At 58.5% G+C, this 23,088-nt stretch carries 18 protein-coding genes; 12 read left to right on the top strand and 6 right to left on the bottom strand.

Annotated features, from left to right (window positions below; translation table 11 throughout):
• Positions 1–16: 16 nt before the first annotated feature.
• The 5 genes from WA928_RS00395 to WA928_RS00415 all read right to left on the bottom strand — a co-directional run bounded on the left by WA928_RS00395 (position 17) and on the right by WA928_RS00415 (position 5,695).
• Entirely contained in the window at positions 17–1,093 is a 1,077-nt protein-coding gene (locus tag WA928_RS00395; RefSeq protein WP_424298194.1) for a peptide ABC transporter ATP-binding protein, read from the bottom strand.
• The gene (gene dppD, locus WA928_RS00400) at positions 1,090–2,103 is read right to left on the bottom strand and encodes a dipeptide ABC transporter ATP-binding protein (RefSeq protein WP_424298196.1); all 1,014 of its coding nucleotides are present in this window, start codon (positions 2,101–2,103) and stop codon (positions 1,090–1,092) included. The genes WA928_RS00395 and dppD overlap by 4 nt, the downstream gene beginning before the upstream one ends.
• Positions 2,100–2,990 carry a dipeptide ABC transporter permease DppC gene (dppC, locus tag WA928_RS00405; protein ID WP_424298198.1) on the bottom strand — a complete coding sequence of 297 codons (891 nt, stop codon included), beginning with the start codon at positions 2,988–2,990 and terminating at the stop codon, positions 2,100–2,102. The genes dppD and dppC overlap by 4 nt, the downstream gene beginning before the upstream one ends.
• The gene (gene dppB / locus WA928_RS00410; protein ID WP_424298200.1) at positions 2,987–4,015 is read right to left on the bottom strand and encodes a dipeptide ABC transporter permease DppB; all 1,029 of its coding nucleotides are present in this window, start codon (positions 4,013–4,015) and stop codon (positions 2,987–2,989) included. The genes dppC and dppB overlap by 4 nt, the downstream gene beginning before the upstream one ends.
• 81 nt (positions 4,016–4,096) lie before the next feature.
• Entirely contained in the window at positions 4,097–5,695 is a 1,599-nt protein-coding gene (locus WA928_RS00415) for an ABC transporter substrate-binding protein (RefSeq protein WP_424298202.1), read from the bottom strand.
• A 353-nt stretch (positions 5,696–6,048) separates the two neighbouring features.
• Here WA928_RS00415 and ssb point away from each other — a divergent pair, with 353 nt between their 5' ends.
• The 9 genes from ssb (at position 6,049) to hmgA (ending at position 16,157) form a co-directional block, all read left to right on the top strand.
• The gene (gene ssb / locus WA928_RS00420; protein ID WP_424298204.1) at positions 6,049–6,537 is read left to right on the top strand and encodes a single-stranded DNA-binding protein; all 489 of its coding nucleotides are present in this window, start codon (positions 6,049–6,051) and stop codon (positions 6,535–6,537) included.
• Positions 6,538–6,739: 202 nt separating this feature from the next.
• A complete protein-coding gene (locus WA928_RS00425; RefSeq protein ID WP_424298206.1) occupies positions 6,740–7,594 on the top strand; it encodes a tyrosine-type recombinase/integrase in 855 nt (284 codons plus the stop codon).
• A gap of 30 nt (positions 7,595–7,624) precedes the next feature.
• Complete coding sequence (locus WA928_RS00430; protein ID WP_424298208.1) at positions 7,625–7,996, top strand: hypothetical protein; 372 nt, start codon at positions 7,625–7,627, stop codon at positions 7,994–7,996.
• The gene (locus tag WA928_RS00435; protein ID WP_424298210.1) at positions 7,986–8,381 is read left to right on the top strand and encodes a hypothetical protein; all 396 of its coding nucleotides are present in this window, start codon (positions 7,986–7,988) and stop codon (positions 8,379–8,381) included. The genes WA928_RS00430 and WA928_RS00435 overlap by 11 nt, the downstream gene beginning before the upstream one ends.
• 229 nt (positions 8,382–8,610) lie before the next feature.
• Entirely contained in the window at positions 8,611–10,281 is a 1,671-nt protein-coding gene (locus WA928_RS00440; RefSeq protein ID WP_424298212.1) for an ATP-dependent nuclease, read from the top strand.
• 152 nt (positions 10,282–10,433) lie between these two features.
• The gene (locus WA928_RS00445; RefSeq protein ID WP_424298214.1) at positions 10,434–11,771 is read left to right on the top strand and encodes a hypothetical protein; all 1,338 of its coding nucleotides are present in this window, start codon (positions 10,434–10,436) and stop codon (positions 11,769–11,771) included.
• A gap of 60 nt (positions 11,772–11,831) precedes the next feature.
• Positions 11,832–12,683 (top strand): DNA adenine methylase, encoded by an 852-nt coding sequence (locus WA928_RS00450; protein WP_424298216.1) that lies wholly within the window; start codon positions 11,832–11,834, stop codon positions 12,681–12,683.
• A gap of 1,228 nt (positions 12,684–13,911) precedes the next feature.
• Entirely contained in the window at positions 13,912–14,751 is an 840-nt protein-coding gene (locus WA928_RS00455) for a translesion DNA synthesis-associated protein ImuA (RefSeq protein ID WP_424298218.1), read from the top strand.
• Positions 14,752–14,858: 107 nt separating this feature from the next.
• Positions 14,859–16,157 (top strand): homogentisate 1,2-dioxygenase, encoded by a 1,299-nt coding sequence (gene hmgA, locus WA928_RS00460; protein WP_424298220.1) that lies wholly within the window; start codon positions 14,859–14,861, stop codon positions 16,155–16,157.
• On the opposite strand, the gene WA928_RS00465 is transcribed toward hmgA, so the two are convergent.
• A complete protein-coding gene (locus WA928_RS00465) occupies positions 16,138–17,352 on the bottom strand; it encodes an MFS transporter (protein ID WP_424298222.1) in 1,215 nt (404 codons plus the stop codon). The genes hmgA and WA928_RS00465 overlap by 20 nt on opposite strands.
• A gap of 271 nt (positions 17,353–17,623) precedes the next feature.
• On the opposite strand from WA928_RS00465, the gene WA928_RS00470 reads away from it, so the two are divergent.
• From WA928_RS00470 to WA928_RS00480, 3 genes are all read left to right on the top strand, one after another.
• The gene (locus tag WA928_RS00470; protein WP_424298224.1) at positions 17,624–18,736 is read left to right on the top strand and encodes a PDDEXK nuclease domain-containing protein; all 1,113 of its coding nucleotides are present in this window, start codon (positions 17,624–17,626) and stop codon (positions 18,734–18,736) included.
• 90 nt (positions 18,737–18,826) lie between these two features.
• Positions 18,827–20,272, top strand: a complete 1,446-nt coding sequence (locus tag WA928_RS00475) for a Y-family DNA polymerase (protein WP_424298226.1) — start codon at positions 18,827–18,829, stop codon at positions 20,270–20,272.
• A gap of 79 nt (positions 20,273–20,351) precedes the next feature.
• Positions 20,352–23,088 (top strand): error-prone DNA polymerase (locus WA928_RS00480; protein WP_424298228.1); only part of this gene is annotated, 2,737 nt, incomplete at its 3' end.

Consider the following 23,088-nt stretch of genomic DNA (forward strand, 5'->3'; position numbering starts at 1 on the left):
GGCGGCAGGTTTTGGCTTACGGTGTCGCCAAATCCTGTTCAACCGCGTAGCAGGCCACCAGGCGGCCGTCCTGTGTTTTCAGTGCGGGCGGTTTCTCGTGGCACATCGGCATCACGCGCGGGCAGCGGCTGCTAAACGGGCAACCCGGCGGCGGGTTCAGCGGGCTGGGCAGCTCGCCTGTGATGCGGATGCGCTGTGCATGGCCCTCGGGGTTCAGACGTGGCGTGGCCGACAGCAATGCCTGCGTGTAGGGGTGGCGGGCATTGCCGAAGATGGCGTCTTTGCTGCCTTGTTCCACTACCTTGCCCAGGTACATCACCATCACTTCATCGGCCAGGTGTTCCACCACCGACAAATCGTGCGAGATGAACACATACGACAGGCCCAGTTCGGCCTGCAGGTCTTTCATCAGGTTCAGCACCTGTGCGCGCACTGACACATCCAGGGCGGAGACGGCTTCGTCGGCCACCAGGATTTCCGGATCCAGCATCAAGCCGCGTGCAATCGCGATGCGCTGGCGCTGGCCGCCGGAAAACATGTGCGGGTAGCGGCCGTAGTGCTCGGGGCGCAAGCCCACGCGTGCCATCATGGCCTGGCCGCGGGCACGGCGCTGGGCCGCATCCAGCGTGGTGTTGATCAGCAGGGGTTCTTCAAGGATGGCGCTGATGCGCTTGCGCGGATTCAGCGAGGCGTAGGGGTTCTGGAAAATAATCTGGATTTTCTGGCGCCGCAGGCGGGTGAGCTCTGGGGTGGTGTGCGACACATCCTGGCCGCGATACAGCAGCTGTCCCGCCGTGGGCGGCTCGATCATGGTGAGCACACGCGCCAGCGTGGATTTGCCACAGCCCGATTCGCCCACCACGGCCAGCGTCTTGCCGGCATGCAGCGAAAAAGAAACCCCGTCCAGCGCTTTTACCGAGCGCTTGGGCTTGAGAAAACCGCTCTCTACCGCGTAATGGCGCTTTAAATCGACGGCCTGCAAAACAACGTCGGTGGCGGCTGCGACTGAAGCAGTGCCCGCTGCGGTGTCTGCGGTGTCAGCCAGCGGGGAGGTGTCTGCCGTGGCGGCAGCAAGTGTGGAATCTGGGGTCATGCGGAAATCTCTTGCGACTGGCCGGCAGGCTGCCCGGTGGGCCGGCCTTCAGCGTCCAGCGGGTAATGGCATTTCACCTGGCGGTCTTCGGGGCCGGCCAGCGGTGGCTCGGCCTGGCGACAGTGCTCGGTGGCATAGGGGCAGCGCGGGCTGAGCAGGCACCCTTGCGGGCGGTCGTAGCGCCCCGGCACCACGCCGGGCAGCGACACCAGGCGGTCGCTGTCGTGGGAGAACTCGGGCAGGGCGCGCAGCAGTGCCTGCGTGTAGGGATGGCGCGGCCGCTTGAAAATCTCGCTGGCCGGGCCGGATTCGACAATCTGCCCGGCATACATCACCAAGATGCGGTGGGCGGCTTGCGCCACCAGTGCCAGATCGTGGGTGATCAGCACCAGGCCCAGGCCCTGCCGGCGTTGCAGATCCAGCAACAGATCCATGATCTGCGCCTGAATGGTGACATCCAGCGCCGTGGTGGGCTCGTCGGCAATCAGCAGGCGGGGCTTACAGGCAATGGCCATGGCAATCATCACCCGCTGGCTCATGCCGCCCGACAACTGGTGCGGATAGGCTTTCAGGCGCGAGGTGGGGTCGGGGATGCCCACCTGCTCCAGGAGCTCGAGCACCCGGGCCCGCAGCACCTTGCGGCTGCCGCCCTGGTGCACTTTCAGGGCCTCGGTGATTTGGTATTCCACCGTATAACAGGGATTCAGGCTGGTCATCGGATCCTGAAAGATCATCGACACCTGAGAACCCACAATGGCGCGGCGCTTGCGCTCGGGCAATGTCAGCAGATCCTGCCCCTCGAAGCGCAGGGCATCGGCCTGCACGCGGCCCGGAAAATCAATCAGGCCCATCAGTGCCAGGGAACTGACCGACTTGCCCGAGCCGGACTCACCCACCAGGCCGACGACTTCGCCGGCATTGACGTGATAGCTGATGCGGTCCACCGCCTTGAAGGGGGCGGCGGTATCGCCAAAATGCACCGAGAGGTTGCGAATTTCCAGCATGATCAAACCTTCAGGCGCGGATCCAGCGCATCGCGCAGGCCGTCGCCCATCAGATTAAAGGCCAGTACGGCCAACAAAATGGCCAGGCCCGGAAAAGTAACCACCCACCAGGCGCTTTGCGCAAACTGCAGCACATTGGCCAGCATCGTGCCCCATTCGGGGGTGGGGGGTTGCGCACCCATGCCCAAAAACCCCAGGGCCGCCATATCCAGGATGGCATTGGAGAAGCCCAGCGAAGCCTGCACAATCAGCGGTGCCACACAATTGGGCAGGATGTTGATGAACATCTGCCGCCAGGCCCCCGCGCCCACCACACGTGACGCCACCACGTAGTCGCGCGTCATTTCGCGCAGCACCGCCGCCCGGCTTAAGCGCACATAGTGCGGCAGGGCCACAAAGCTGAGCGCCAGCGAAGCATTGACGATGGACGGCCCAAAGATGGCCACCAGCACCAGCGCCAGCAGCAGGCTGGGCAAGGCCAGCATGATGTCCACCAGACGCATGATGGTGATGTCCACCACCCCGCCCGTGTAGCCGGCCAGCACGCCCAGAAAGATGCCCAGCACCAGCGAGATGCTGACCACCAGAAAGCCCACCAGCAACGACAGCCGTGCGCCGTGTATCAGGCGCGACAAAATATCGCGGCCGACATCATCGGTGCCCAAAATAAACTGCCAGCTGCCCTGGGTATCCCACACCGGGGGTTGCAGCAGGTGCTCGCGATATTGCATGGCGGGGTCGTGCGGCGCAATCAGCGGGGCGGCAATGGCCACCACCAGCATCAGCACGATGTAGCACAGCCCGATCAGCGCCCCGCGATTGCGCGAGAAGTCCTGCCAGAACGATTTAAGCGGGCCCGGGGGCGCCGGCATGGTTTGAGTGAGTTCGGTCATTTGCGCCCCTGTTGCTGGCGGATGCGGGGGTCGGCCAGGCCGTACAGGATATCCACGCACATGTTCACCAGGATGATCAGGGTGGCCACGATCAGCACGCCCCCTTGCACCACCGGATAGTCGCGTTGCTGCAGGCCGTAGATCAGCCAGCGGCCCACGCCCGGCCACGAGAAAATGGTTTCGGTCAGGATGGCCCCCACCATCAGCACGCCCACCTGCAGGCCAATCACGGTAATCACCGGCAGCAGTGCATTGCGCAAGGCGTGCACAATCACCACTCGCAGGCGCGACAACCCTTTGGCGCGTGCCGTGCGGATATAGTCTTCGTTAAGCACCTCCAGCATCGACGAGCGCGTCATGCGCACAATCACTGCCAGCGGGATGGTGCCCAGCACGAAGGCCGGCAACATGATGTGGTGCAGCGCATCCCAAAAATCGCCGGGCTCGCCAAACAGCAGGGTGTCGATCAGCATGAAGCCCGTGAGTGGCTGGCTGGGGTCTAGAAACAGGGCCGCACTGACGCGTCCGGACACCGGCATCAGATCCCACTGCACCGACACCAGCATGATCAGCATCAGCCCCCACCAGAACACCGGCATCGAGTAGCCCGTGAGGGCCGCCGTGATGGAGACATGATCAAACCAGGAGCCCCGCTTGACGGCTGCCAGCACGCCCACAGGGATGCCGATGGCCAGCGCAATCGCCATGGCGATGATGCTCAGTTCGAGGGTTGCCTGAAACCGCGGCACAAACTCCGACCAGATCGGCTGGCGCGTGGTTAATGATGTGCCCAGATCACCCTGCAACACATTGGCGATGTAGTGCCAGTATTGTGTCCACATGGGTTGATCCAGCCCCAGCTGCGCCATCATGGCCGCATGCTGCTCGGGAGACAGGCCGCGTTCGCCCGCCATGATCATCACCGGGTCGCCGGGGATCATGTGGATGAACGCAAAGGTAAGCAAGGTAATGCCGATAAACGTCGGGATGGCCAGGCCGACGCGCTTGAGAATAAAAGAAAACATGATGCAGAAAAGCCCCGCAATGGCGCCAGGCGCCGGATGATGTGACAGTGCCCCGGCAAGGTTGCCGGGGCACAGCGGGGTTTACTTATCCAGACTGACTTGGTCGAAGATGTGGCGCCCAACCGGCGACACCGTATAGCCCTTGACGTTTTTACGCAGGGGTTCAAACACCGTGGAGTGCGCGATCATCACCGCGGGGGCTTGCTCGTGCATCACCACCTGGGCCTGCTTGTAGAGTTCGACACGCTTGGCGTGATCGGACGTGGTGCGGGCCGGCTGGATGAGGTCTTCGAAGGGCTTGTAGCACCAGCGCGAGTAGTTGGAGCCATTATTGGCCGCTGCGCAGCTGAACAGCGTGGCCAGGAAGTTGTCCGGGTCTCCGTTGTCGCCCGTCCAGCCAATCAGCATGGTTTGGTGCTCGCCGCTCTTGGTGCGTTTCAGGTACTCGCCCCACTCGTAGGTAACAATTTTGGCCTTGACGCCGATCTTGGCCCAATCGGACTGGATCATCTCGGCCATGCGCCGGGCGTTGGGGTTGTAGGGGCGCTGCACCGGCATGGCCCACAGATCGGTTTCAAAGCCGTCGGGGTAGCCGGCCTCGGCCAGCAATGCCTTGGCTTTCTTTATGTCGTGGGGCCAGTCTTTTACCGCATCGTTATAGCTCCACATCGTGGGCGGCAGCAGGTTCTTGGCCGGCTGGCCGGCCCCCTGGAAGACCGCTTCGATGATGGCAGGCTTGTCGATGGCCATCGACAGGGCCTGACGCACTTTGACATCGGTAAACGGTTTTTTCTGGGTATTGAAAGATAGATAACCCACGTTCAGGCCGGCTTGCTCCAGCAGCTGAACATCCTTGTTTTTACGGATGGCATCCAGATCGGCCGGATTGGGGTAAGGCATCGACTGGCACTCATTTTTTTGCAGCTTGGCATAGCGCACCGAGGCGTCGGGGGTGATGGCAAACACCAGGCGATCAACCTTGGCCTTGTCGCCCCAGTAGGCGTCAAAGGCCTTGTACAGGATGCGGGCGTCTTTTTGATAGGTGACAAACTCGAAGGGGCCCGTGCCGATGGGCTTGGTATCCACCTGGCTGGGGGTGCCCGCTTTCATCATGGCATCGGCGTACTCGGCCGACTGGATCGAGGCAAAGTCCATGCCCAGATTGGCCAGGAAGGGGGCCTCGGGGCGGGTAAGCACAAAGCGCACGGTGTGGTCGTCTACTTTCTCGACCTTGTCGATCAGCTTGTCCATGCCCATGCCGGAAAAATACTGGTACGAGCCGTTGGACACCTTATGAAAGGGATGGTCGGCATTTTTTTGCCGCAAAAACGAGAACAGCACGTCGTCGGCGTTGAATTCGCGGCTGGGCTTGAACAACTTGCTGCTATGAAATTTGACGCCCGTGCGCAGATGGAAAGTATAGGTTTTGCCGTCTTCGCTGATATCCCACGATTTGGCCAAGCCGGGGATGACCTCGGTGGTGCCGGCCTTGAACTCAACCAAGCGGTTGAAGATCGGGTGGGTGGCGTCGTTGGTGGTGCCGGATGTAAAGAAGGCGGCGTTGAAGCCCTCGGGAGAGCCTTCTGAGCAGTACACGTAAGTGGTGGCGGCGTGGGCAGACCCCACGGCCATGGCCAGCGACACAAGTGACAGGGCCAATGTATGTTTGGTGAGCTTCATCTGATCCTCGATTATCCTCGTGGGAATGCGTGAATTTTCGAGAACATAGCACAGAACACTGTTTCAACCGTAGTCTTGGGGCACTAAGGATTACCCCAATGCAAAATTGCGCAATTTCCTTAAAAACGGCATATGGCGGGCCTGTGCAGCGATGGAGCCCCTGTGGGTGTTGCTGCAAAGATCCGGGGTGAGGCTGCGGGGTACGGCCCCTTTTATATTGCAACACCCCGGGGCAACGTCTTGTCGGTATATTCCCGACTGGGCGATAATGTCTGTTTTACAAGATCCGATGGCCTGCCCTTGGCCGATTTCTTCGATAATGGCAGCCACATCGTCTACACAGGATTTCCACCATGGCCTCCGTCAACAAAGTCATTCTCGTCGGCAACCTGGGGCGCGACCCCGAAGTTCGCTACAGCCCTGATGGTGCCGCCATCTGTAACGTGTCCATTGCCACCACCAGCCAATGGAAAGACAAAGCCTCCGGCGAGCGCCGCGAAGAAACCGAGTGGCACCGCGTAGTGTTCTACAACCGCCTGGCCGAGATCGCCGGCGAGTACCTGCGCAAGGGGCGCTCGGTGTACGTCGAAGGCCGCCTCAAGACCCGCAAGTGGCAAGACAAAGAAACCGGCGCTGATCGCTACAGCACCGACATCGTGGCCGACCAAATGCAGATGCTGGGCGGGCGCGACAGCGGCGATGCTGGCTCTGGCGCTGGCCCTGACAACGCCGGCTTCTCGCAAGCCCCGGCCCGCCGCGCGCCGCAACAACAGCGTCCTGCCGCCCCGGCGGCCAACCCGGCCAGCAACCTGGCCGATATGGATGACGATATTCCTTTTTAAGGTCTACCACTCTCTAGAGTGTCCACAAAACCCAGTAGCTCGTTGAAGCTACTGGGTTTTTCTTTTTGGTAGGTAAATTGGCTGCATCCTCAAAATCTTAGTAAGGCGTACTGTATTTGCGATGTAAACAACATATGTTTAGTGTTCTGTCTTATCGAAAGGACAACCCCTTAAGCATATGAAAGCAAGGTCGTATCGTGTCATGACTGTGGTTAAAGCAGATGGGGAGCGCCTCCCGCTGCTGACACGTGATGGCATACCCTTGTGGGCTACCACGCTATATAGCCTGACGGAGCTGCGCGCAAAAAATAGAGCCACCAAAACGCTTGAGGCGCATCTGCGGGCACTGATGCTTTTCTATGTATTCCTTGATCAGCACGAGATTGATCTTGATTACAGAATTTCTGAGGGCGAGACACTCCACATGCATGAGGTGGATGAGCTGGTTCAGAATTGCAGGCTGCAAATGCACGAGGCCTATCAAAACAATGCTGCTGCAGATTCTTTGTCTTCGGGATTTCGAATAAGTAATTTGGAACGGTTTAGAAAAAGCCCCGATATGCGTCGGCAGAAAAGCGTTGTTCCACATTTGGCGGCTACGCGTATACAGGCGATTTGCCACTATCTTGAGTGGCTGATGCTTGACAGAGTAGACCGAATGCGAGCTAATCCAACTTTACGGCTGGCGCTGGAAACTTCGTTTCAGCGGACGTTGAATGCGCTGAGAGCACGGAGTCCCAGAATTGATCTACGTGGGCGGGTTCTAGAGAGAGAGGGGCTTAGCCTGGAGGCGCAGCGGCGATTATTGGAGGTTGTTGATCCCTGGTTTTCAAGAAATCCTTGGCGCAACTTAGACGCGAAAGTGCGCAATCAGCTGATTATCGAATGGCTATATCATCTGGGGATACGTAGAGGTGAGCTACTGGGTATTCGCATTAGCGATATAGATTTCAGAAAGAGTCGGGTCACAATTCACAGGAGGGCTGATGACAAAATGGATCCCAGGAAGAATCAGCCAAATGTAAAAACGAAGGCCCGGGTACTTCGTGTTGATTAGGATTTATTAAAAAAAACGCAGAAATATATTATGGAATTTCGGCGCAGATTGGAGGGTGCGCGACGACATGATTTCTTATTTGTCACAGTGGATACAGGAAAACCAATTTCTATTCATGGGTTTGACAAAATTTTCAAGGTTCTGAGAGCCAGCGGGAACAATCTGCCTGAACCATTATTTGCTCATCTGCCTCGCCACACATGGAATGACAATTTTTCACGGCAAATGGATACAAATGGAGTGGCTGAGGACAAAGAGAAAAAATATCGCTCCTACCTCATGGGATGGTCTGAAACTTCTGGAACAGCGGCTACGTATACGAGACGGCATACAAGAAAAGCGGCAGAAAAAATATCCCTGTCGATGCAGGCTCGTGTGATCGGTGGAGGCCGTGATGCGTAGTACGGCGATATCTCACGTTAAAGATGTGGATTCTGGTCTCCTTCCTGAAATTGCGTATTCGCGTTCCGGTGTCGCATTCAATCCACGAGAGGATGTGTGGAGGTTCAGAGATGCCGTCACCAGCACCTTGAGGACTGACGGTATTGATTTCGACGTTCCTGCCAGCTACCTTCGTGAACGTCTGTCATGGTCTACAAGCGTCCATCTCATCGTCCCGCTAGAGGTGCGTGATGAGGCCGAACTCCGGGTCGTGGCTGATCTTGGCAAGCGGCTACTTCAGGGCAAAACGACGATTGAGCGGGAGTTTCCGGGGTATCGCTATGGTCGGGAGCAGTGGCTCGCGGAATGCCACACCATGGAAGAGGATTTGAGGCTGAAGGTTTGATACCAATGAAGCGGGCTCCAGGCAGTCCTAGGGGCCACGTGCAGAAGGACATCAAGTAGGTTAAGCAGGACATCACGGCTCGGCTGGGTGGTGTGGATCGTCATCAAAGCGGCTAGCCGGTGCCAAGGGCAAACATGTTTCTTGGTTGTGCTGTTCTGTAATAATATGTTTTATCGGCGCGTCATTTAGAGTACACGCGTCCACTCCAAACGCCTGTAAGCCTAAGCCCATGGACAGTCTTCCCAAAGGTAAACGTAAAGCCGAGCTCGGACTAGTAGACAACAAGGACATCACAATCCAGTCGATCCTTGGCATTCGGATTCATTGTTTCCGATCCCTAAGGGATCAGTCGTTGATTCTGGGGGAGAACGTCACAGTGCTCTCAGGCCGGAATGGGACGATGAAGACATCGTTAATGGGATTGTTGGCTCACCCCTTCTCTAGTGATGCGAAGGATGCCTTTGGTGCGGAACTGAAGACTCCTCTTAAAGAGGTATTCAAATTTTCCCCTCAGTTTGACAAGGACGACTATAGCTATGACATGAGGTTGCGGACCGACACTGGGGACGTTTTGAGTGAGCCCGTATCAATTTACAGGGTAGAGGACAATACTAATCGTCACCGGATTGTCGTGTCAGGTTCAGAGAAGGGGGACGGAAATTTCTACTACAACACGTCCTTTTTAAATTTGAAGAGATTATTTCCTTTGGTCGATACTAGGGCTAGCCCTACTGACCTCGCCGTCGGGCTCTCTCCGGACGAGGCAGCTGACCTCAAGGACTTCTACGAGACTATATTCCCTAGTTCTGAATACGAAGCTTTCGTGCCGGTTCATCAAAAGAAGGTTAAGACTACTTTTGCGGTATCTGGGGCTTCGGCGCGATACGATTGGCATTCTATATCCTCGGGCGAGGATAATCTTAGGGCGATATTCAATCGGTTAGTTGGCTTCCGGCGCAAGTTTAATGCAGGTCAGAGGGCTGGTAACGGTATTCTGTGCATTGACGAGTTCGAGAGCAGTCTTCATCCCGTTGCGCAGCTACGGCTTTTAGACTATCTCTACCGTTGGAGTGCAAAATACAAAGTTCAGATTGTTGTTTCAACACATTCTCTACATCTGATACAAGACTTGTATTTGAGACACGCCCCGAATCTGTCTGCAGGGCGGATCGTAGTCAACTTTATTAGCAAGTCTAGCGCCCGAGACGGGAATTTTCCAATTCTCCAGAATCCTGATTACGATCTTGCGTATAAGGAACTTACTCTTACGAATCCAGAAAAAGTGGTTTCTGCTCGTAAGGTTCGGATCTTCTGTGAGGACGAGTATGCGGTACATTTTGCTAAGCGGTTGATCAAATCTAGGGATATCCTCTCAGCGGTAGAATTTCACTCTTCATTGGATCCCGATGGTGGCAAGGTCGGAACGAGTTGGCCAGCACTCAAGAAACTGTGCATAGAATATCCTCTGCTACTTGAGGGTTCATTGGCACTATTTGATGCGGATGTAGGTTCCAGTGAGCTGAGAAAGATCAAGAATAAAGACCTTTATTTGGTATTGCCGGATGCTGATTCTCTTGCGATTGAGCGGCGAATAATTGCTTATATTATTGGCCTGGAAAATGATGATGCCTTCTTCGCTAGGTTTGGACAGGAGAGGGAAGCGTTTTTGATGGAATTTAAGGCTGCCAATATCAGGTCTCTTGCTTTGGCCGATATAGTTGATCCCGAAAAAACCTCAATCGACCGATGTAAGGCGTGGGCGGATACCAATAAGGCTAAGTTCAAGCAATACGTTACGTACTACTGCGATCAATCTGGACTGGCCGATGAATTTCGATCCAATTTTGTTAGTAGAGTGAATAAAATAAATCAAGAGCATGGCTTGCCGCTCATCGGATAGCCTGCGCCGGAAGATGCAGTGAGGGGCGAGGTTCGATGTCGGTGACTATTAACTAAAATGATATAAGGCTGAGCGCCCTTAATGCGCGGTAAATTTGGTTTGTTGTGCTCGGATTTTCCATGTGATTTATGAGTTGATAGAGGGGAGTGGCTTTGAAACCATTTACTCAAAAAACAGTGGCTTTATCGCGCCTTCATCTTGATTCACGTAATCCACGGCATGACGCTATTGAGGATGAGCCCTTAATTATTGCGCAATTAGTTAAGGGAGAACAGATATTGCCGCTTGCGGAGGATATTTGTAAACGCGGCCTCAGCCCATTAGAACGTCTTGCGGCGATCCCTCATCCGACGCTGAGTGACCATTTTGTGATGGTTGAAGGAAATCGCCGTCTCTGTTCCTTGAAGTTGCTACGCGATCCCGCTAAAGCCCCGGCATCTGATCGTAAGGCGTTCAAGAAGCTTGCCGATCACAAGCCGCCGTTGCCTCGAAGTCTAGAGGTGGCCGTTTTTCCTAGCCGTGATCTTGCAAATCAATGGATCGCTCTTAAGCATGGCGGTCAGCAAGGGGGGGTTGGCATCAAAAACTGGACAGCCTCTCAATCAAGTCGATTTAAGAGCGGCTTGGATAACATTTCGAAGCCTAATTCCTTAGCCTTAGCGGTTTTGGATTATGCCGTGGATGCCGGACTTCTAACCATTGATCAAAGAAATAACGTGGCATTAACGACAGTTACTCGCTATTTGACGAATCCGGTGGTTAGAAGTGCATTGGGTCTTGTCAGCCCGAGCGAGTTCCTTATCAATGTCCATAAATCAGATTTTGATTCGGCGATATCTCGATTTTTGGAGGATGTTCTATCTGGGCAGGTTCATTCTAGGTCGAAGGCATCTGAGCGAGCAGAGTATGGTCGCGGCCTAATTGCCTCAGGGATTTCTCCGGAAAGCACGCTGCCTGATTCTTATTCTCCGTTAGGTAATTTTTCGTCGCCTTCGCATGCGGCTTCTGAAAATAATTCAACAGATATCAATGACTCCGTGGTGCGAAGAAATAACAGAAGCCCTGATCTTGGCAAGACTGTTGTGCGGTCTGGTTACGCGGTCCATGTCAGTGACCGCAAGACTAAGCTAATCTTTGATGAGCTACGGCATATTGATGCCTCAAAATTCACATTTGCAGCTTCGGCTTTGTTACGGCTATTTATGGAGCGTGTATGCAGAGCGTACGCAAAGAGGCAAGGCCTTGGCGATACTGGTGATCTATCCGCTGTGATCGGGCGCTGTGCGAATTATATGGAGAGCAAGGCGGGTGCTTCAAAAAGCGTTTTTCAAGTTTGGCGTACTTTATCGAGCAACCCTACGCATTACCTTTCCCCCGGCACGCTTGGTACATACATCCACGGGGGAACAACCCCAGCTTTGGTTGATTTGCGCCGAGGGTGGGGCGATCTGGAAGATGGGTTCACGCTCATGCTGGAGGCCATTCGTTGATGGGCTGGCCAAGTTGGTGCTTTTTGGTTAGAGTCTCAGGTTCTTACAGATACTATCCATATGCCCGTTAATAACAGTCCTCTCCGCTATCCAGGCGGGAAGTCCCAGCTTGCGCCGTTCGTTATAGAACTGATGCGGACCAATGGCCTATTCGGTGGGGTCTACGTTGAGCCCTTCGCTGGGGGGGCGGGAATCGCGTGGAAACTCTTGTTTGATGGATACGCAAGCGAGGTTTGGATCAACGACATTGACCCTGCAATCCATGCGTTCTGGTACTGTGTGTTGAACCACACGGACGAACTGTGTGCAAAGATTGAGAGCACCGATGTCACGATTGATGAATGGCAGCGGCAGCGTAGTCTGCAGGCGTCTTCGCGCGAGCAATCCCTCGCTTTAGGCTTCTCTACATTCTTTTTAAATCGAACCAACCGTTCAGGAATCTTGAAAGCCGGAGTAATAGGTGGGCTTGCGCAGGCAGGGGAGTGGAAGCTCGACTGCAGGTTCAAAAAACAAGACCTGATCGACAAGATTCGCCGTATCGCCCTCTATAAGGACCAGGTGACGCTGACACGAGAGGATGCCAGTGTCTATCTGTCTTCGACCGTAAAGGCACTGCCACAGCATGCGCTCATTAACATTGATCCACCTTACTACCGGAAGGGTCCCGAACTGTATTGCAGCTTCTATGACCATGCAGATCATAAGCATTTGGCTCGGGTGATCCGAAAATTGCGACGACCGTGGATGCTGACGTACGACAATGCGTCGGAGATCAGGGCCTTATATGAGGGGCTCCCGATGGCAACCAAGGAGCTGACGTACTATGCGCAGGTAAAGCGCACTGGTGTAGAGCTATTAGTACTTAACCCGACACTGGTTACGCCAGAAGCCAGTGACCTCATCGTAGCTTGAACGATACCCAAGGTAAGGTCGCAGCTAGTGCAGTGCACCGTAAAAGATTCACGACTCACCCCGCCGTTCTTGCGCCCAGTCGCTGGCAAAAAATCCGACCAGTCCACCGCCGCCGTAGAAAACGGCCAGCGCGGTCAATAGGTAGATCGCTTGCTTGGGCTCGGGCTGTAGCCAAGCCATCACGCTCAGCGGTAGGGCTAGGCCTAGGCACCAGGCCAACAGTCCGCCAGTCGGGAATTTTGCTGTCATCGCTGCACTCTCCGTCGTTCGCCACATTGTTCGATTTTGTCGGCGGTAGCAATCAGCCACGTTCCTATCTGGCCGCCGTACTGGGCAACCAAAGCGCCGAGGGCCATCAGGCCCAGCACGAACCCCACTCCTACCGAGGAAATAGTCAAAGTCATTGGTCGGTAATCCCCATTATCGGCGTCTTGCTATCAAGCAGCAGCTCAGCCCATGTACACGGCCGTGTCCTTATTTTCCGGTCTCATCGCTGCGAGTGCAAGGGTCGCCATATAGCTGGATTTTTGTTATACCGCTCTTAAATTTTTTATCGCCAATACGGGCGGATGACTGGGGTGAGAGGAATAGGCAAATGGGGCGGCAGCGAAGAAGTTTGAAGGTAGCAGATCTTTTGGGGGATGATGGCGAGATGCTCGGTGAGCGGGGCGACCTTGGTCTTGCATTCGTCGCGGCACTGCATCGGGGACAGGAGGTCAGCGTGATAAGAAAGAGCCCGTTCCGTCGCCATGATGAGCGCGGATCAACGACTGTCGCGGAGGAGGACCAGGCGGCGGCGCGGCCCAGCGATGTCAACAACGTTCGCTCGCAGGCATGAGTTGTTGACAGTTTTTGTTGGGGTGCAGTGGAAAAGCTAGCAAAATAGCAGCTCATGCAATTGTTGACATAGCCCTGGTACGCATAACCGTTTTAAAACCTACTTTATTGGTTTTTGTTGATACCAAGCCCGCTATCCCTATGGGAGGCGGGCTTTTCTTTGGGTGCGCCCAGCATGGGCGTGCCGCGAATACCGGCTATAAATGCCGCTCCACATCTTGGCGTTGATGCAAGATGCGGATCACATCCAAGCGATCGACGTACATCAGGAAATAGATGACATGTGCGCCGCATAGACGCCAACAGGGCGCCATACACTGTGTTTAAATACAGTATATGGCGCCCTGTTTTATGTCTGCGGGGCCCGCATCAATCTTGATAGGGAATGCCCGTGGCCCGTACTGGCTTGCGCCCAGAAACCATCCATCCATCCTTGTGGCGGGCGTCGCAGGTGGCGCGTGGCCTAGTGCCGGGGGTGGATACAGGCCATCCGGATTTGTCGGCCCAGTTGCCTGGGGGCGGCTGGCCGCCTGGCAGCCTCACCGAGATCCTGCTGCCGCAGCCCGGCATTGGCGAGCTTCGTTTGTTGCAGCCGGTGCTGCGCCGCCCGATGGCGCGTGGCACGGTGGTGCTGGTGCAGCCGCCGCATATGTTGCAGCCTTTGGCGCTGTCCTGGTGGGGGGTGGATCCCGCTTGCGTGATCTGTGTGCGGGCCACCCGCCAGGCCGATGCCCTATGGGCTGCCGAGCAAGCCTTGCTGGCGGGCACGTGTCAGTTGGTGCTGCTGTGGCCGCCAACGGCCGGCGCCAGGTCAACCGGGCGGGCAAAAGGTGTGTCTGATGCCGGGCAGCACAGGCAACTGCGGCCCGATGCCCTGCGGCGTCTGCATCTGGCTGCGCAAGCCGGATCCACCTTGTTTTTTCTGTTTCGGCCGCTGCGCGATGCAGTGCAGCCATCGCCTGCTCCGCTGCGTCTGGGGCTGGCGCCTGCCCGCGATGGCGTGCAAATCCGCTTTATCAAGCGCCGGGGGCCGGTGGCTGCCGCCCCGCTATTTGTGCCGCTGTGGCCGTCGCCAGCTTTGCTGGACGCCAGCCCGGTGCCCGGCGTCTCAAGCCCGGCTTCGCCAGCCGTTGCGTCTCAGTGGCGTGAAAGCCAGCCCCGCATAAAACCACACGCCTTATACGGAAAACAGCATCGGCGGGCTTCTTCTTATGTCTATCAAAATAACTGATAAATAAAGCAGAAAATACGATTTCCCTCATGAGACAAGCCACCCCTAGAATGCATCCACGGGTCTGCATTTACCGGCGATAAGATTTTCCATCAGTGGAGAGAGACATGAGCACCAGTACACCCCTGGCATACATGAGCGGCTTTGGTAACGAGTTCTCAAGCGAATCGCTTCCCGGCGCACTGCCGGATCGCGGCAATTCGCCACAACGGGCACCGTATGGCCTGTATGCCGAACAAATCAACGGCACCGCGTTTACGGTGTCTCGATCGGCCAACCGGCGATCCTGGTTGTACCGGATTCGCCCGGGGGCCACGCATGGTGCGTTTGCGCCCTCCAAGGCCGCCCCGCGCTGGCTGTCCAACTTTACGCAAACGCCCACGCCGCCCAACCGCATGCGCTGGGATCCCATCGCCTTGCCCGGCACAGAAGCCGCCGTGGATTTTATCGATGGCATGATGACAGTGGCCGGCAATGCAGGCTGCGGCATCCATGTGTACACGGCCAACCGCTCGATGGGCAAGCGGTATTTCTACAACTCGGATGGCGAGCTGCTGATTGTGCCGCAACAAGGGCGGCTTACCGTGGTTACCGAGATGGGCATCATCGATGTTGAGCCCCAGGAAATCGTCGTCATCCCCCGTGGGATCCGGTTTCAGGTGCAGTTGCCCGATGGCGTGGCGCGCGGCTTTGTGTGCGAAAACCCCGGTGCCCCGCTGCAGTTGCCCACGCTGGGGGTTATTGGCTCTAACGGCCTGGCACACCCGCGAGACTTTTTAACCCCCGTGGCCGCCTGGGAAGACACCGAGGGCGATTACGAGATTCTCACCAAGTTTGATGGGCACTTCTGGACAGCAAAGTCGGATCACTCGCCTTGCGATGTGGTGGCCTGGCATGGCACGCATGCGCCCTACAAGTATGATCTGCGCAAGTTCAATGTCACCGGCTTTATCAGCTACGACCACCCCGATCCCTGCATGAACCTGGTGCTGCATTCTCCCAGTGCCACGCCGGGGGTGGATACCCTGGATTTCATTGCCTTTGCCCCGCGCGTGCTGGCCATGCAAGACACGTTTCGTCCGCCCTGGTTCCACCGCAATATAGCGGGCGAGTTCATGGGCAACCTGCACGGGCAGTACGACGCCAAGGCAGGCGGATTTGGGCCGGGCAGCATGTCCATCCACAACACGATGACGGCCCACGGGCCTGATGCCGCAACCTTCGAGAAAGCCAGCGCGGCCGACACCCGCAAGCCTGATTACATCGAAGACACCATGGCCATCATGTTTGAAACCCCGGTAATCATCCATGCCACCGAGCAAGCCTTGCAGTCGCCGCACCGGCAAATGGATTACCCGGATGTCTGGAAAGGCCTGAGAAAGTACTTCAACCCTGGGCAGCGTTAAGCCTTGGCTTACGCCGAATCATCAGGGCGATAATCGCCAGGGCACAAAACCCCGCTGCTGCGCCAAACGTGGCAGCGGGCCCGATGCGATCCCACAGCAGGCCTGCAATCACGCTGGCAAAAAGAGTGGCCACGCCGCACACCAGGTTAAAAAAACCAAAGGCGGTGCCGCGCAAATCGCCCGGTGCGGCATCGGCCACCATCGCGGCCAAAAGCCCCTGGGTAAGCCCCAGATGCAGGCCCCACAGCGCCATGCCTAAAAAGACGGCCCACCAGGTGGATACGGTGGCCAGTAGAAGGTCGGCGGCGGCCAGCACGGCCAGCCCAATGATCAACAGTGCGCGGCGGCTGACGTGGTCGGCAAGCCGGCCGCACGGATACGCCGACAGCGAAAACGCCAGGTTCATCACCACCAGTGTCAAAGGCACCAGTGCGATGATGATGCCCACGTGTTGCGCCTGCAAAACCAGAAAGGCTTCGCTGAAACGCGCCAGGGTAATCAAGGCCCCAATGCCCGCCACCCACCAGTAGGCGCGGTTTAGCCGGCGCAGGTTTTCGCGGCGGATGGGGTTGGTGCGCGGCTTGACGCCTGTTTGTGCCTGGGGGGGCTCTTTTAGCCCAAAGGCCAGCAACGCAATACTGGCGGCAGCCGGGATCACAGCCACCCAAAACGCGGCCTGAAACTGGTCGGCCCACAGCAGCATCAGCCCCACGGCCAGCAGCGGCCCCAGTGTGGCGCCCACGGCATCCAGTGCCTGACGCAACCCAAACGCGGCGCCGCGATACTCGGGTGGGGTTAAATCGGCCACCAGCGCATCGCGTGGGGCGCCCCGTACCCCTTTGCCTACGCGATCCAGCATGCGGGCGGCAAACACCACGCCCAAGGTTGGCGCCAGTGCAAACAAAGGTTTGGTCAGGGCGGCCAGGCCATAGCCAAACACGGCCAGGCCTTTGCGCTTGCCCAGAAAATCGCTGAGCACGCCGGAAAACACCTTGACGATCAGTGCCGTGGCCTCGGCCAGGCCCTCGATCCATCCCACTTGCAGCGCGCTGGCCCCCAGCACGGTAACCATAAACATGGGCAGCAGGCTGTGGATGAGCTCTGAGGAGGTGTCCATCAGCAGGCTGACGAAACCTAAAACCCAGACCCCTCGAGGGAGCGTGTCGCGGGGTTGCGCGGGGCTTGGTTTAAGCATGAAAGGTTTCCAGGTTTCACCAGCAGGTTGGTTTTACGGCAGTTTAATCTCGGATCAGCCTTCGTCGTCGTGCGCGACAGTGCGCAATCGGGAGACTACGCATCAATGTTTAGATGAGACTGAGGTGGACATGAATCTCACGGGGTGCGAGACAGTGGTGATGTCCATGCACTATCTTGATAACAGAGTCGCGCGGGTGCGGGATGTGGCTGCGTTAGCGGCGAAGTAGCAGTTGGTGATTCGGAGTGTCCCGTTCTATGGGGGTGGCAGTATGTCAAAGTTGACACCTGCGGCAGTGCGGAGACGCGCCACCGCACCGGCTGGCTATGCCAGTATTCATGGCGGTATCGTGGAGTTGCTGGATACTGCGCGCCAAACTGCAGCGCGTAGTGTCAATGCGCTGATGACGGCCAGCTATTGGGAGGTTGGCCGCCGGATTGTCGAGGCCGAGCAGAAAGGCCGGCGCCGGGCCGGTTACGGTGAGCGGTTGATCGAGAGGCTGTCGACCGACCTCACCGCCCGGTTTGGGCGTGGGTTCAGCCCGGACAATTTGGAAAATATGCGGTGCTTCTTTCTCGCGTATCCATTGTCCTCAATTTCCGAGACACTGTCTCGGAAATTCAACCTTTCCGAGTTGGCTCAAGCCTTTACGCTGCCATGGTCGGCTTATGTTCGGCTTCTGTCAGTCAAGGACGGCCATGCGCGTCGATTTTACGAGGCCGAGGCGCTGCGCGGGGGCTGGAGCGTGCGCCAGCTCGACCGGCAGATCGAAAGCCAGTTCTATGAGCGTACGGCCTTGTCCAAGGAAAAGGCAGCGATGCTGGCCAAAGGGGGCGTGCCGTGGCCTGAGGACGTCGTCACCCCTGATGATGCAATCAAAGATCCGTATGTGTTGGAGTTCCTCGACCTCAAAGATGAATATTCTGAATCCGATCTGGAAGCAGCCTTGGTTCGGCGGTTGGAAGACTTCCTGCTGGAGTTAGGCGAAGGGTTCACCTTTGTCGGGCGACAGCGCCGATTGCGGATCGATCAGACTTGGTATCGAGTGGATCTGCTGTTCTTCCATCGTAAGTTGCGATGTATGGTAATCATCGATCTAAAGCTAGGTAGTCTGACCCATGCTGATGTGGGTCAGATGCACATGTATTGCAACTATGCAAAGGAACATTGGGCGTACCCGGATGAGAATCCGCCGGTAGGTTTGATCTTGTGTGCTGATAAGGGCTATGCCTTGGCGCGGTATGCGTTGGATGGTTTACCGACCAAGGTGATGGCAGCCAACTATCGGATGATATTGCCTGATGCTAAGTTGCTGCAAAAAGAGCTGGAGAATACGCGACGTCTGCTCGAATCCCGTGGAGCACGATCTATCGAGATGAAATAAGACTGTATGTTTAACCAGTATAATTAAATATCCTGCTCGTCTGGCCGGCCTTGCCTGGCCGGAGGGCGCGATATTTATTTGGCTTTCATCATGTCTGTCTGGATAGGCGTGTACGCGCCTGCGGGCGCCCAGGGTCTGGCCAGCGCCCTGCGGCGTTTTACCCCTGATCTGGCCCTGGCGCCAGAGTCTGTCATCTTGCTGGATGTCAGCGCTAGCCTGCGGCTGTTTGGCGGCATCCGGGCCCTGCGGGCACAGGTGCGGCAGGCGGTGGGTGGCCGGCCTTCAGGCCCAATCGTGTCCGTGGCGGCCAGTGGCCCGGCGGCCTGGATGCTGGCGCGTAGCGGGCGGGGGGGCAGCGCCTTAAGCGCCCGGGCCTTGCAGCGGGTGCTGCAGCGCATGCCGCTGGCGGTGGCACCACCCGCCCGGCCGTTTCTGGATTGGTTTCAAGAACTTGGCTGCACCACCTTGGCCGATCTTCAGCGCCTGCCGCGTGTGGGGCTTAAAAAACGCTGCGGGCCGGCTCTGCTGGATTGGCTCGATCAATTGCAGCAGGGCCTCCACTATGCCTTTAGCGCGCCACCCCTGGTGTTTCAGGCAGGGATCGAGCTGCCCGATCACACCGAGCACACGCCCGCCTTGCAGTGGGCCGTACGGCACCTGATCCAGCAGTTGTGCCAATGGCTGGTGGCGCACCAACTGGACGCCACCACACTGACGCTGCTGCTGGCGCATGATCGGCACGCTGCCTTTTTGGCAGAAGCCACCGGGCAAGGGCCTCAAGGCGTGGTGGGTGCGTCGGTTGCTGCCGGTGCAGGCAGTGACGTATATGGCTGTGTCGACGATGCTAAAAATACCCGCCTGGATATCGTTCTGGGTGTGCCCACGCACCAGGCCGATACCTTGATCCGCCTGGCGCAAGAGCACCTTAACCGGCTGGTGCTGCGGGCCTCGGTGATTGCTGTTTCTTTGCGCGTCTCGCAATGGCAGGCGGCGCAAACCCCCAGCCTGCAGCTGTTTCCAGAGCCCGGCGGGTCTCCGCAAGATCACGCCCGCCTGCTGGCACTTCTGGCCGCCCGGCTGGGTGCCGACAACATCCAGCGGCCCGTGCTGGTGGCCGACCACCGGCCCGAGGTCGCGGCCTGCTGGATACCTGTTGGGGCTGCAGCCGGTGCAGCGGCTGCGCAGTCTGCAAAAGCGCGAGCGTTGGTAGGCGTGTCAACGGTATCAGGGGCCACGGGGCAGAGGGGCGACGGGCTATCCGCAGCCAGCGACACCGCTCGCATCCCGCCGCCCTTGCCGCGCCCGGCCTGGCTGCTGGCGCAGCCGCTGGGGCTCAGGGTGCACCAGCATCGGCCCTTTTATGGCACGCCTTTGCGGCTGGTGTCCGCACCCGAGCGCCTGGCGTGCGGCTGGCAAGACGGCTACCCCGTGGCGCGCGACTACTTTGTGGCCGAAGACGATACCGGAATCTGCTACTGGATTTTCCGGCAGGGTGGGGCACAGCCGCAGTGGTTTTTGCACGGGCTTTTTGCCTGATCCGGCAGGTGCCAATGCAATTTCCGAGCCTTGTTTCCGCCTGCTTGCCAGGTTTTAAATCAGCCCTTGATCCACACGCATGAATAACGACTCCCAACCTCCGGATCCCGAGCACACAGGATCAGACCATCCAGACCCCAACCAGGGCCTGCCGGAATACGCAGAGCTGCTGTGCGTCAGCGATTTCTCGTTTCTAACCGGGGCATCCAGCGCCGAAGAACTGGTGCAGCGCGCCGCCAGGCTGGGTTATGCCGCCTTGGCCATCACCGATGAGGCCACGCTGGCCGGCGTGGTGCGCGCGCACGTGGCTGCCAAGAAGGCAGGGCTGCCGCTGATCATTGGCGCCACCTTCGCAATGACACCTTCCACCGATCCCATCCCCCCGCCCACCCTTACTTTCCTGGCCCAGCACCGCGACGGCTATGGCAACCTCTGCGAGCTGATTTCCCTGGCCCGCCAGCAGGCCCCAAAGGGCCGATACCGGCTAAGCCCACACGACATGGACACCTTGCCCACCCACCTGCGTGGTTTGCCGGGCTGCTGGGCCTTGTTATCGCCACCTTATCCGGCGGATGCGGCGGTGCTGGATGCGCAACTGGCCTGGGCCAAGGCCTGTTTTGATGCGCGTCTGCGCGTGGTGCTTAGCCTGCACGCCCAGGCGCTGGACGACCTGCATCGCGGGCAGGTGTTGCGCAGCGCCGCCGCGCAGCAGGTGCCGGTGCTGGCCAGCAGCTGGCCCCTGATGCATGTGCGCACCCGCAAGCCTTTGCAGGATGTGCTGACGGCCATCCGCCTGGGCAAGCCGGTGGGGCAGTGCGGCTATGCCCTGCAGCCCAATGGAGAGCGCCATCTGCACAGCCGCCTGGATCTGGCGCGCCGTTATCCGCCGCAAGCCCTGGCCGAAACCGTGCGGGTGGCGCGCAGCTGTCAGTTTTCGCTGGATCAGTTGCGCTACGAGTACCCCGACGAGCTGGTGCCTGTGGGTGTCAGCCCCGCCACCCATTTGCGCAACGAAACCCTGGCCGGTGCGCAGCGGCGGTTTCCACAAGGTGTGCCCGAGGCCGTGCGCCAGCAAATCGGGCACGAGCTGCAGCTGATTGCCCAACTGCGCTACGAGGCTTATTTTTTAACCGTCTACGACATTGTGCAGTTTGCCCGCGCGCGCAATATCCTGTGCCAGGGGCGTGGCTCGGCCGCCAACTCGGCTGTGTGCTATTGCCTGGGCATCACCGAGGTAGACCCCGCGCGCACCAATCTGCTGTTCGAGCGCTTTATCAGCCAGGAGCGCAACGAGCCCCCCGATATCGATGTGGATTTCGAGCACCAGCGCCGCGAAGAAGTCATCCAGTACCTGTACCAAAAGTATGGCCGCCAGCGTGCGGCCCTCACCGCCGCAGTGGTTACCTGGCACAGCCGCGGCGCCTTGCGCGACACCGGCCGGGCGCTGGGCGTGCCAAACGATGTGATTGGGCAACTGGCGCGCCAGCATCGGCGCGTTGATCAGCCCGGCCATCTGCTGCAGCGCTTTGCCGATGCCGGGCTGGATGCGGCGCATCCCCTGCATCAGCAATGGGCGCAGATCGCCACGGCGCTGCGCGGCCATCCGCGCCATTTGTCGCAGCACACCGGCGGGTTTGTGATCAGCCGTGGGCCACTCACCCGCCTGGTGCCCATCGAAAACGCCGCCATGGACGGGCGCACCATCATCCAGTGGGATAAAGACGATATCGATGCCCTGGGCATTCTCAAGATCGATGTGCTGGCCCTGGGCATGTTGTCGATGCTGCACCGGGCGCTGGACTTGATGGCGCAGCGGCAGGGCCGCCCCTTTACCCTGCAGGATATCCCGGCCGAAGACCCGGCCACGTACGAGATGCTCTCGCGCGGGGATACCGTGGGCGTGTTTCAGGTGGAGTCGCGCGCCCAGATGAGCATGCTGCCGCGCCTGCAGCCGCGTTGCTTTTACGATCTGGTGGTTGAAGTGGCCATCGTGCGCCCGGGCCCCATGCAAGGCGGCATGGTGCATCCGTACTTGCGCCGGCGCCAGGGCCTGGAGGCCGTGTCGTATCCCTCGGTGGCGCTCGAGCGTGCCTTGAAGCGCACCCTGGGCGTGCCGATTTTTCAGGAGCAAGTGATGCAGGTGGCCATGCTGGCGGCGGGCTACTCGGCCGGCGAAGCCGACGAACTGCGCCGCGCCATGGCTGCCTGGAAGCGCCATGGCCACATGGAGGTTCATCACGACAGATTGGTGGGCGGCATGCTGGCGCATGGCTACGACCGCGCCTTTGCCGAGGACATCTTTGCCCAGATCCAGGGCTTTGGTGAATACGGGTTTCCCGAAAGCCACGCCGCCAGCTTTGCCCTGCTGGCCTACGCCAGCGCCTGGCTGCGCCGCCATCAGCCTGCCGTGTTTCTCGCCGCGCTGCTAAACAGCCAGCCCATGGGGTTTTACACCCCCGCCCAGCTGGTGCAGGATGCCCGGCGCCGGGGTGTGCGCGTGCTGCCCGTGGATGCCCGCATCAGCCAATGGGATTCCACGCTGGAAGCAATGCCCGGCGATACTGCACCCGGTGTTGCGGATGCGCAAGCTGTGGCATCGTCCACGCAGCCGTCGGCAACTGCCGGCAGCCAGCCCGCCGTGCGTCTGGGCATGTCCCGCATCCACGGCATGCGCCAATCTGCTGCCACACGCATCGTGCAGGCCCGCCAGGCCCACCCCTTGCCTGATGTGGCCAGCCTGGCGCGCCACGCCGGGCTGGATCGCCACGACCTGCAGGCCCTGGCGCGTGCCGGGGCCTTGCAGCACTGGGCTGGCA

Source organism: Castellaniella sp., from assembly GCF_049651205.1.
GTDB lineage: Bacteria > Pseudomonadota > Gammaproteobacteria > Burkholderiales > Burkholderiaceae_B > Castellaniella.

What these genes read in the sequence shown, in the direction of transcription:
- WA928_RS00425 (WP_424298206.1), top strand. Translation starts at nt 6,740, where the DNA reads ATGACTGTGGTTAAAGCAGATGGGGAGCGCCTCCCGCTGCTGACACGT.
- WA928_RS00395 (WP_424298194.1), bottom strand. Translation starts at nt 1,093, where the DNA reads ATGACCCCAGATTCCACACTTGCTGCCGCCACGGCAGACACCTCCCCG.
- WA928_RS00475 (WP_424298226.1), top strand. Translation starts at nt 18,827, where the DNA reads ATGTCTGTCTGGATAGGCGTGTACGCGCCTGCGGGCGCCCAGGGTCTG.
- dppC (WP_424298198.1), bottom strand. Translation starts at nt 2,990, where the DNA reads ATGACCGAACTCACTCAAACCATGCCGGCGCCCCCGGGCCCGCTTAAA.
- WA928_RS00470 (WP_424298224.1), top strand. Translation starts at nt 17,624, where the DNA reads ATGTCAAAGTTGACACCTGCGGCAGTGCGGAGACGCGCCACCGCACCG.
- ssb (WP_424298204.1), top strand. Translation starts at nt 6,049, where the DNA reads ATGGCCTCCGTCAACAAAGTCATTCTCGTCGGCAACCTGGGGCGCGAC.
- dppB (WP_424298200.1), bottom strand. Translation starts at nt 4,015, where the DNA reads ATGTTTTCTTTTATTCTCAAGCGCGTCGGCCTGGCCATCCCGACGTTT.
- WA928_RS00415 (WP_424298202.1), bottom strand. Translation starts at nt 5,695, where the DNA reads ATGAAGCTCACCAAACATACATTGGCCCTGTCACTTGTGTCGCTGGCC.
- hmgA (WP_424298220.1), top strand. Translation starts at nt 14,859, where the DNA reads ATGAGCACCAGTACACCCCTGGCATACATGAGCGGCTTTGGTAACGAG.
- WA928_RS00440 (WP_424298212.1), top strand. Translation starts at nt 8,611, where the DNA reads ATGGACAGTCTTCCCAAAGGTAAACGTAAAGCCGAGCTCGGACTAGTA.
- WA928_RS00450 (WP_424298216.1), top strand. Translation starts at nt 11,832, where the DNA reads ATGCCCGTTAATAACAGTCCTCTCCGCTATCCAGGCGGGAAGTCCCAG.
- WA928_RS00465 (WP_424298222.1), bottom strand. Translation starts at nt 17,352, where the DNA reads ATGCTTAAACCAAGCCCCGCGCAACCCCGCGACACGCTCCCTCGAGGG.
- WA928_RS00430 (WP_424298208.1), top strand. Translation starts at nt 7,625, where the DNA reads ATGGAATTTCGGCGCAGATTGGAGGGTGCGCGACGACATGATTTCTTA.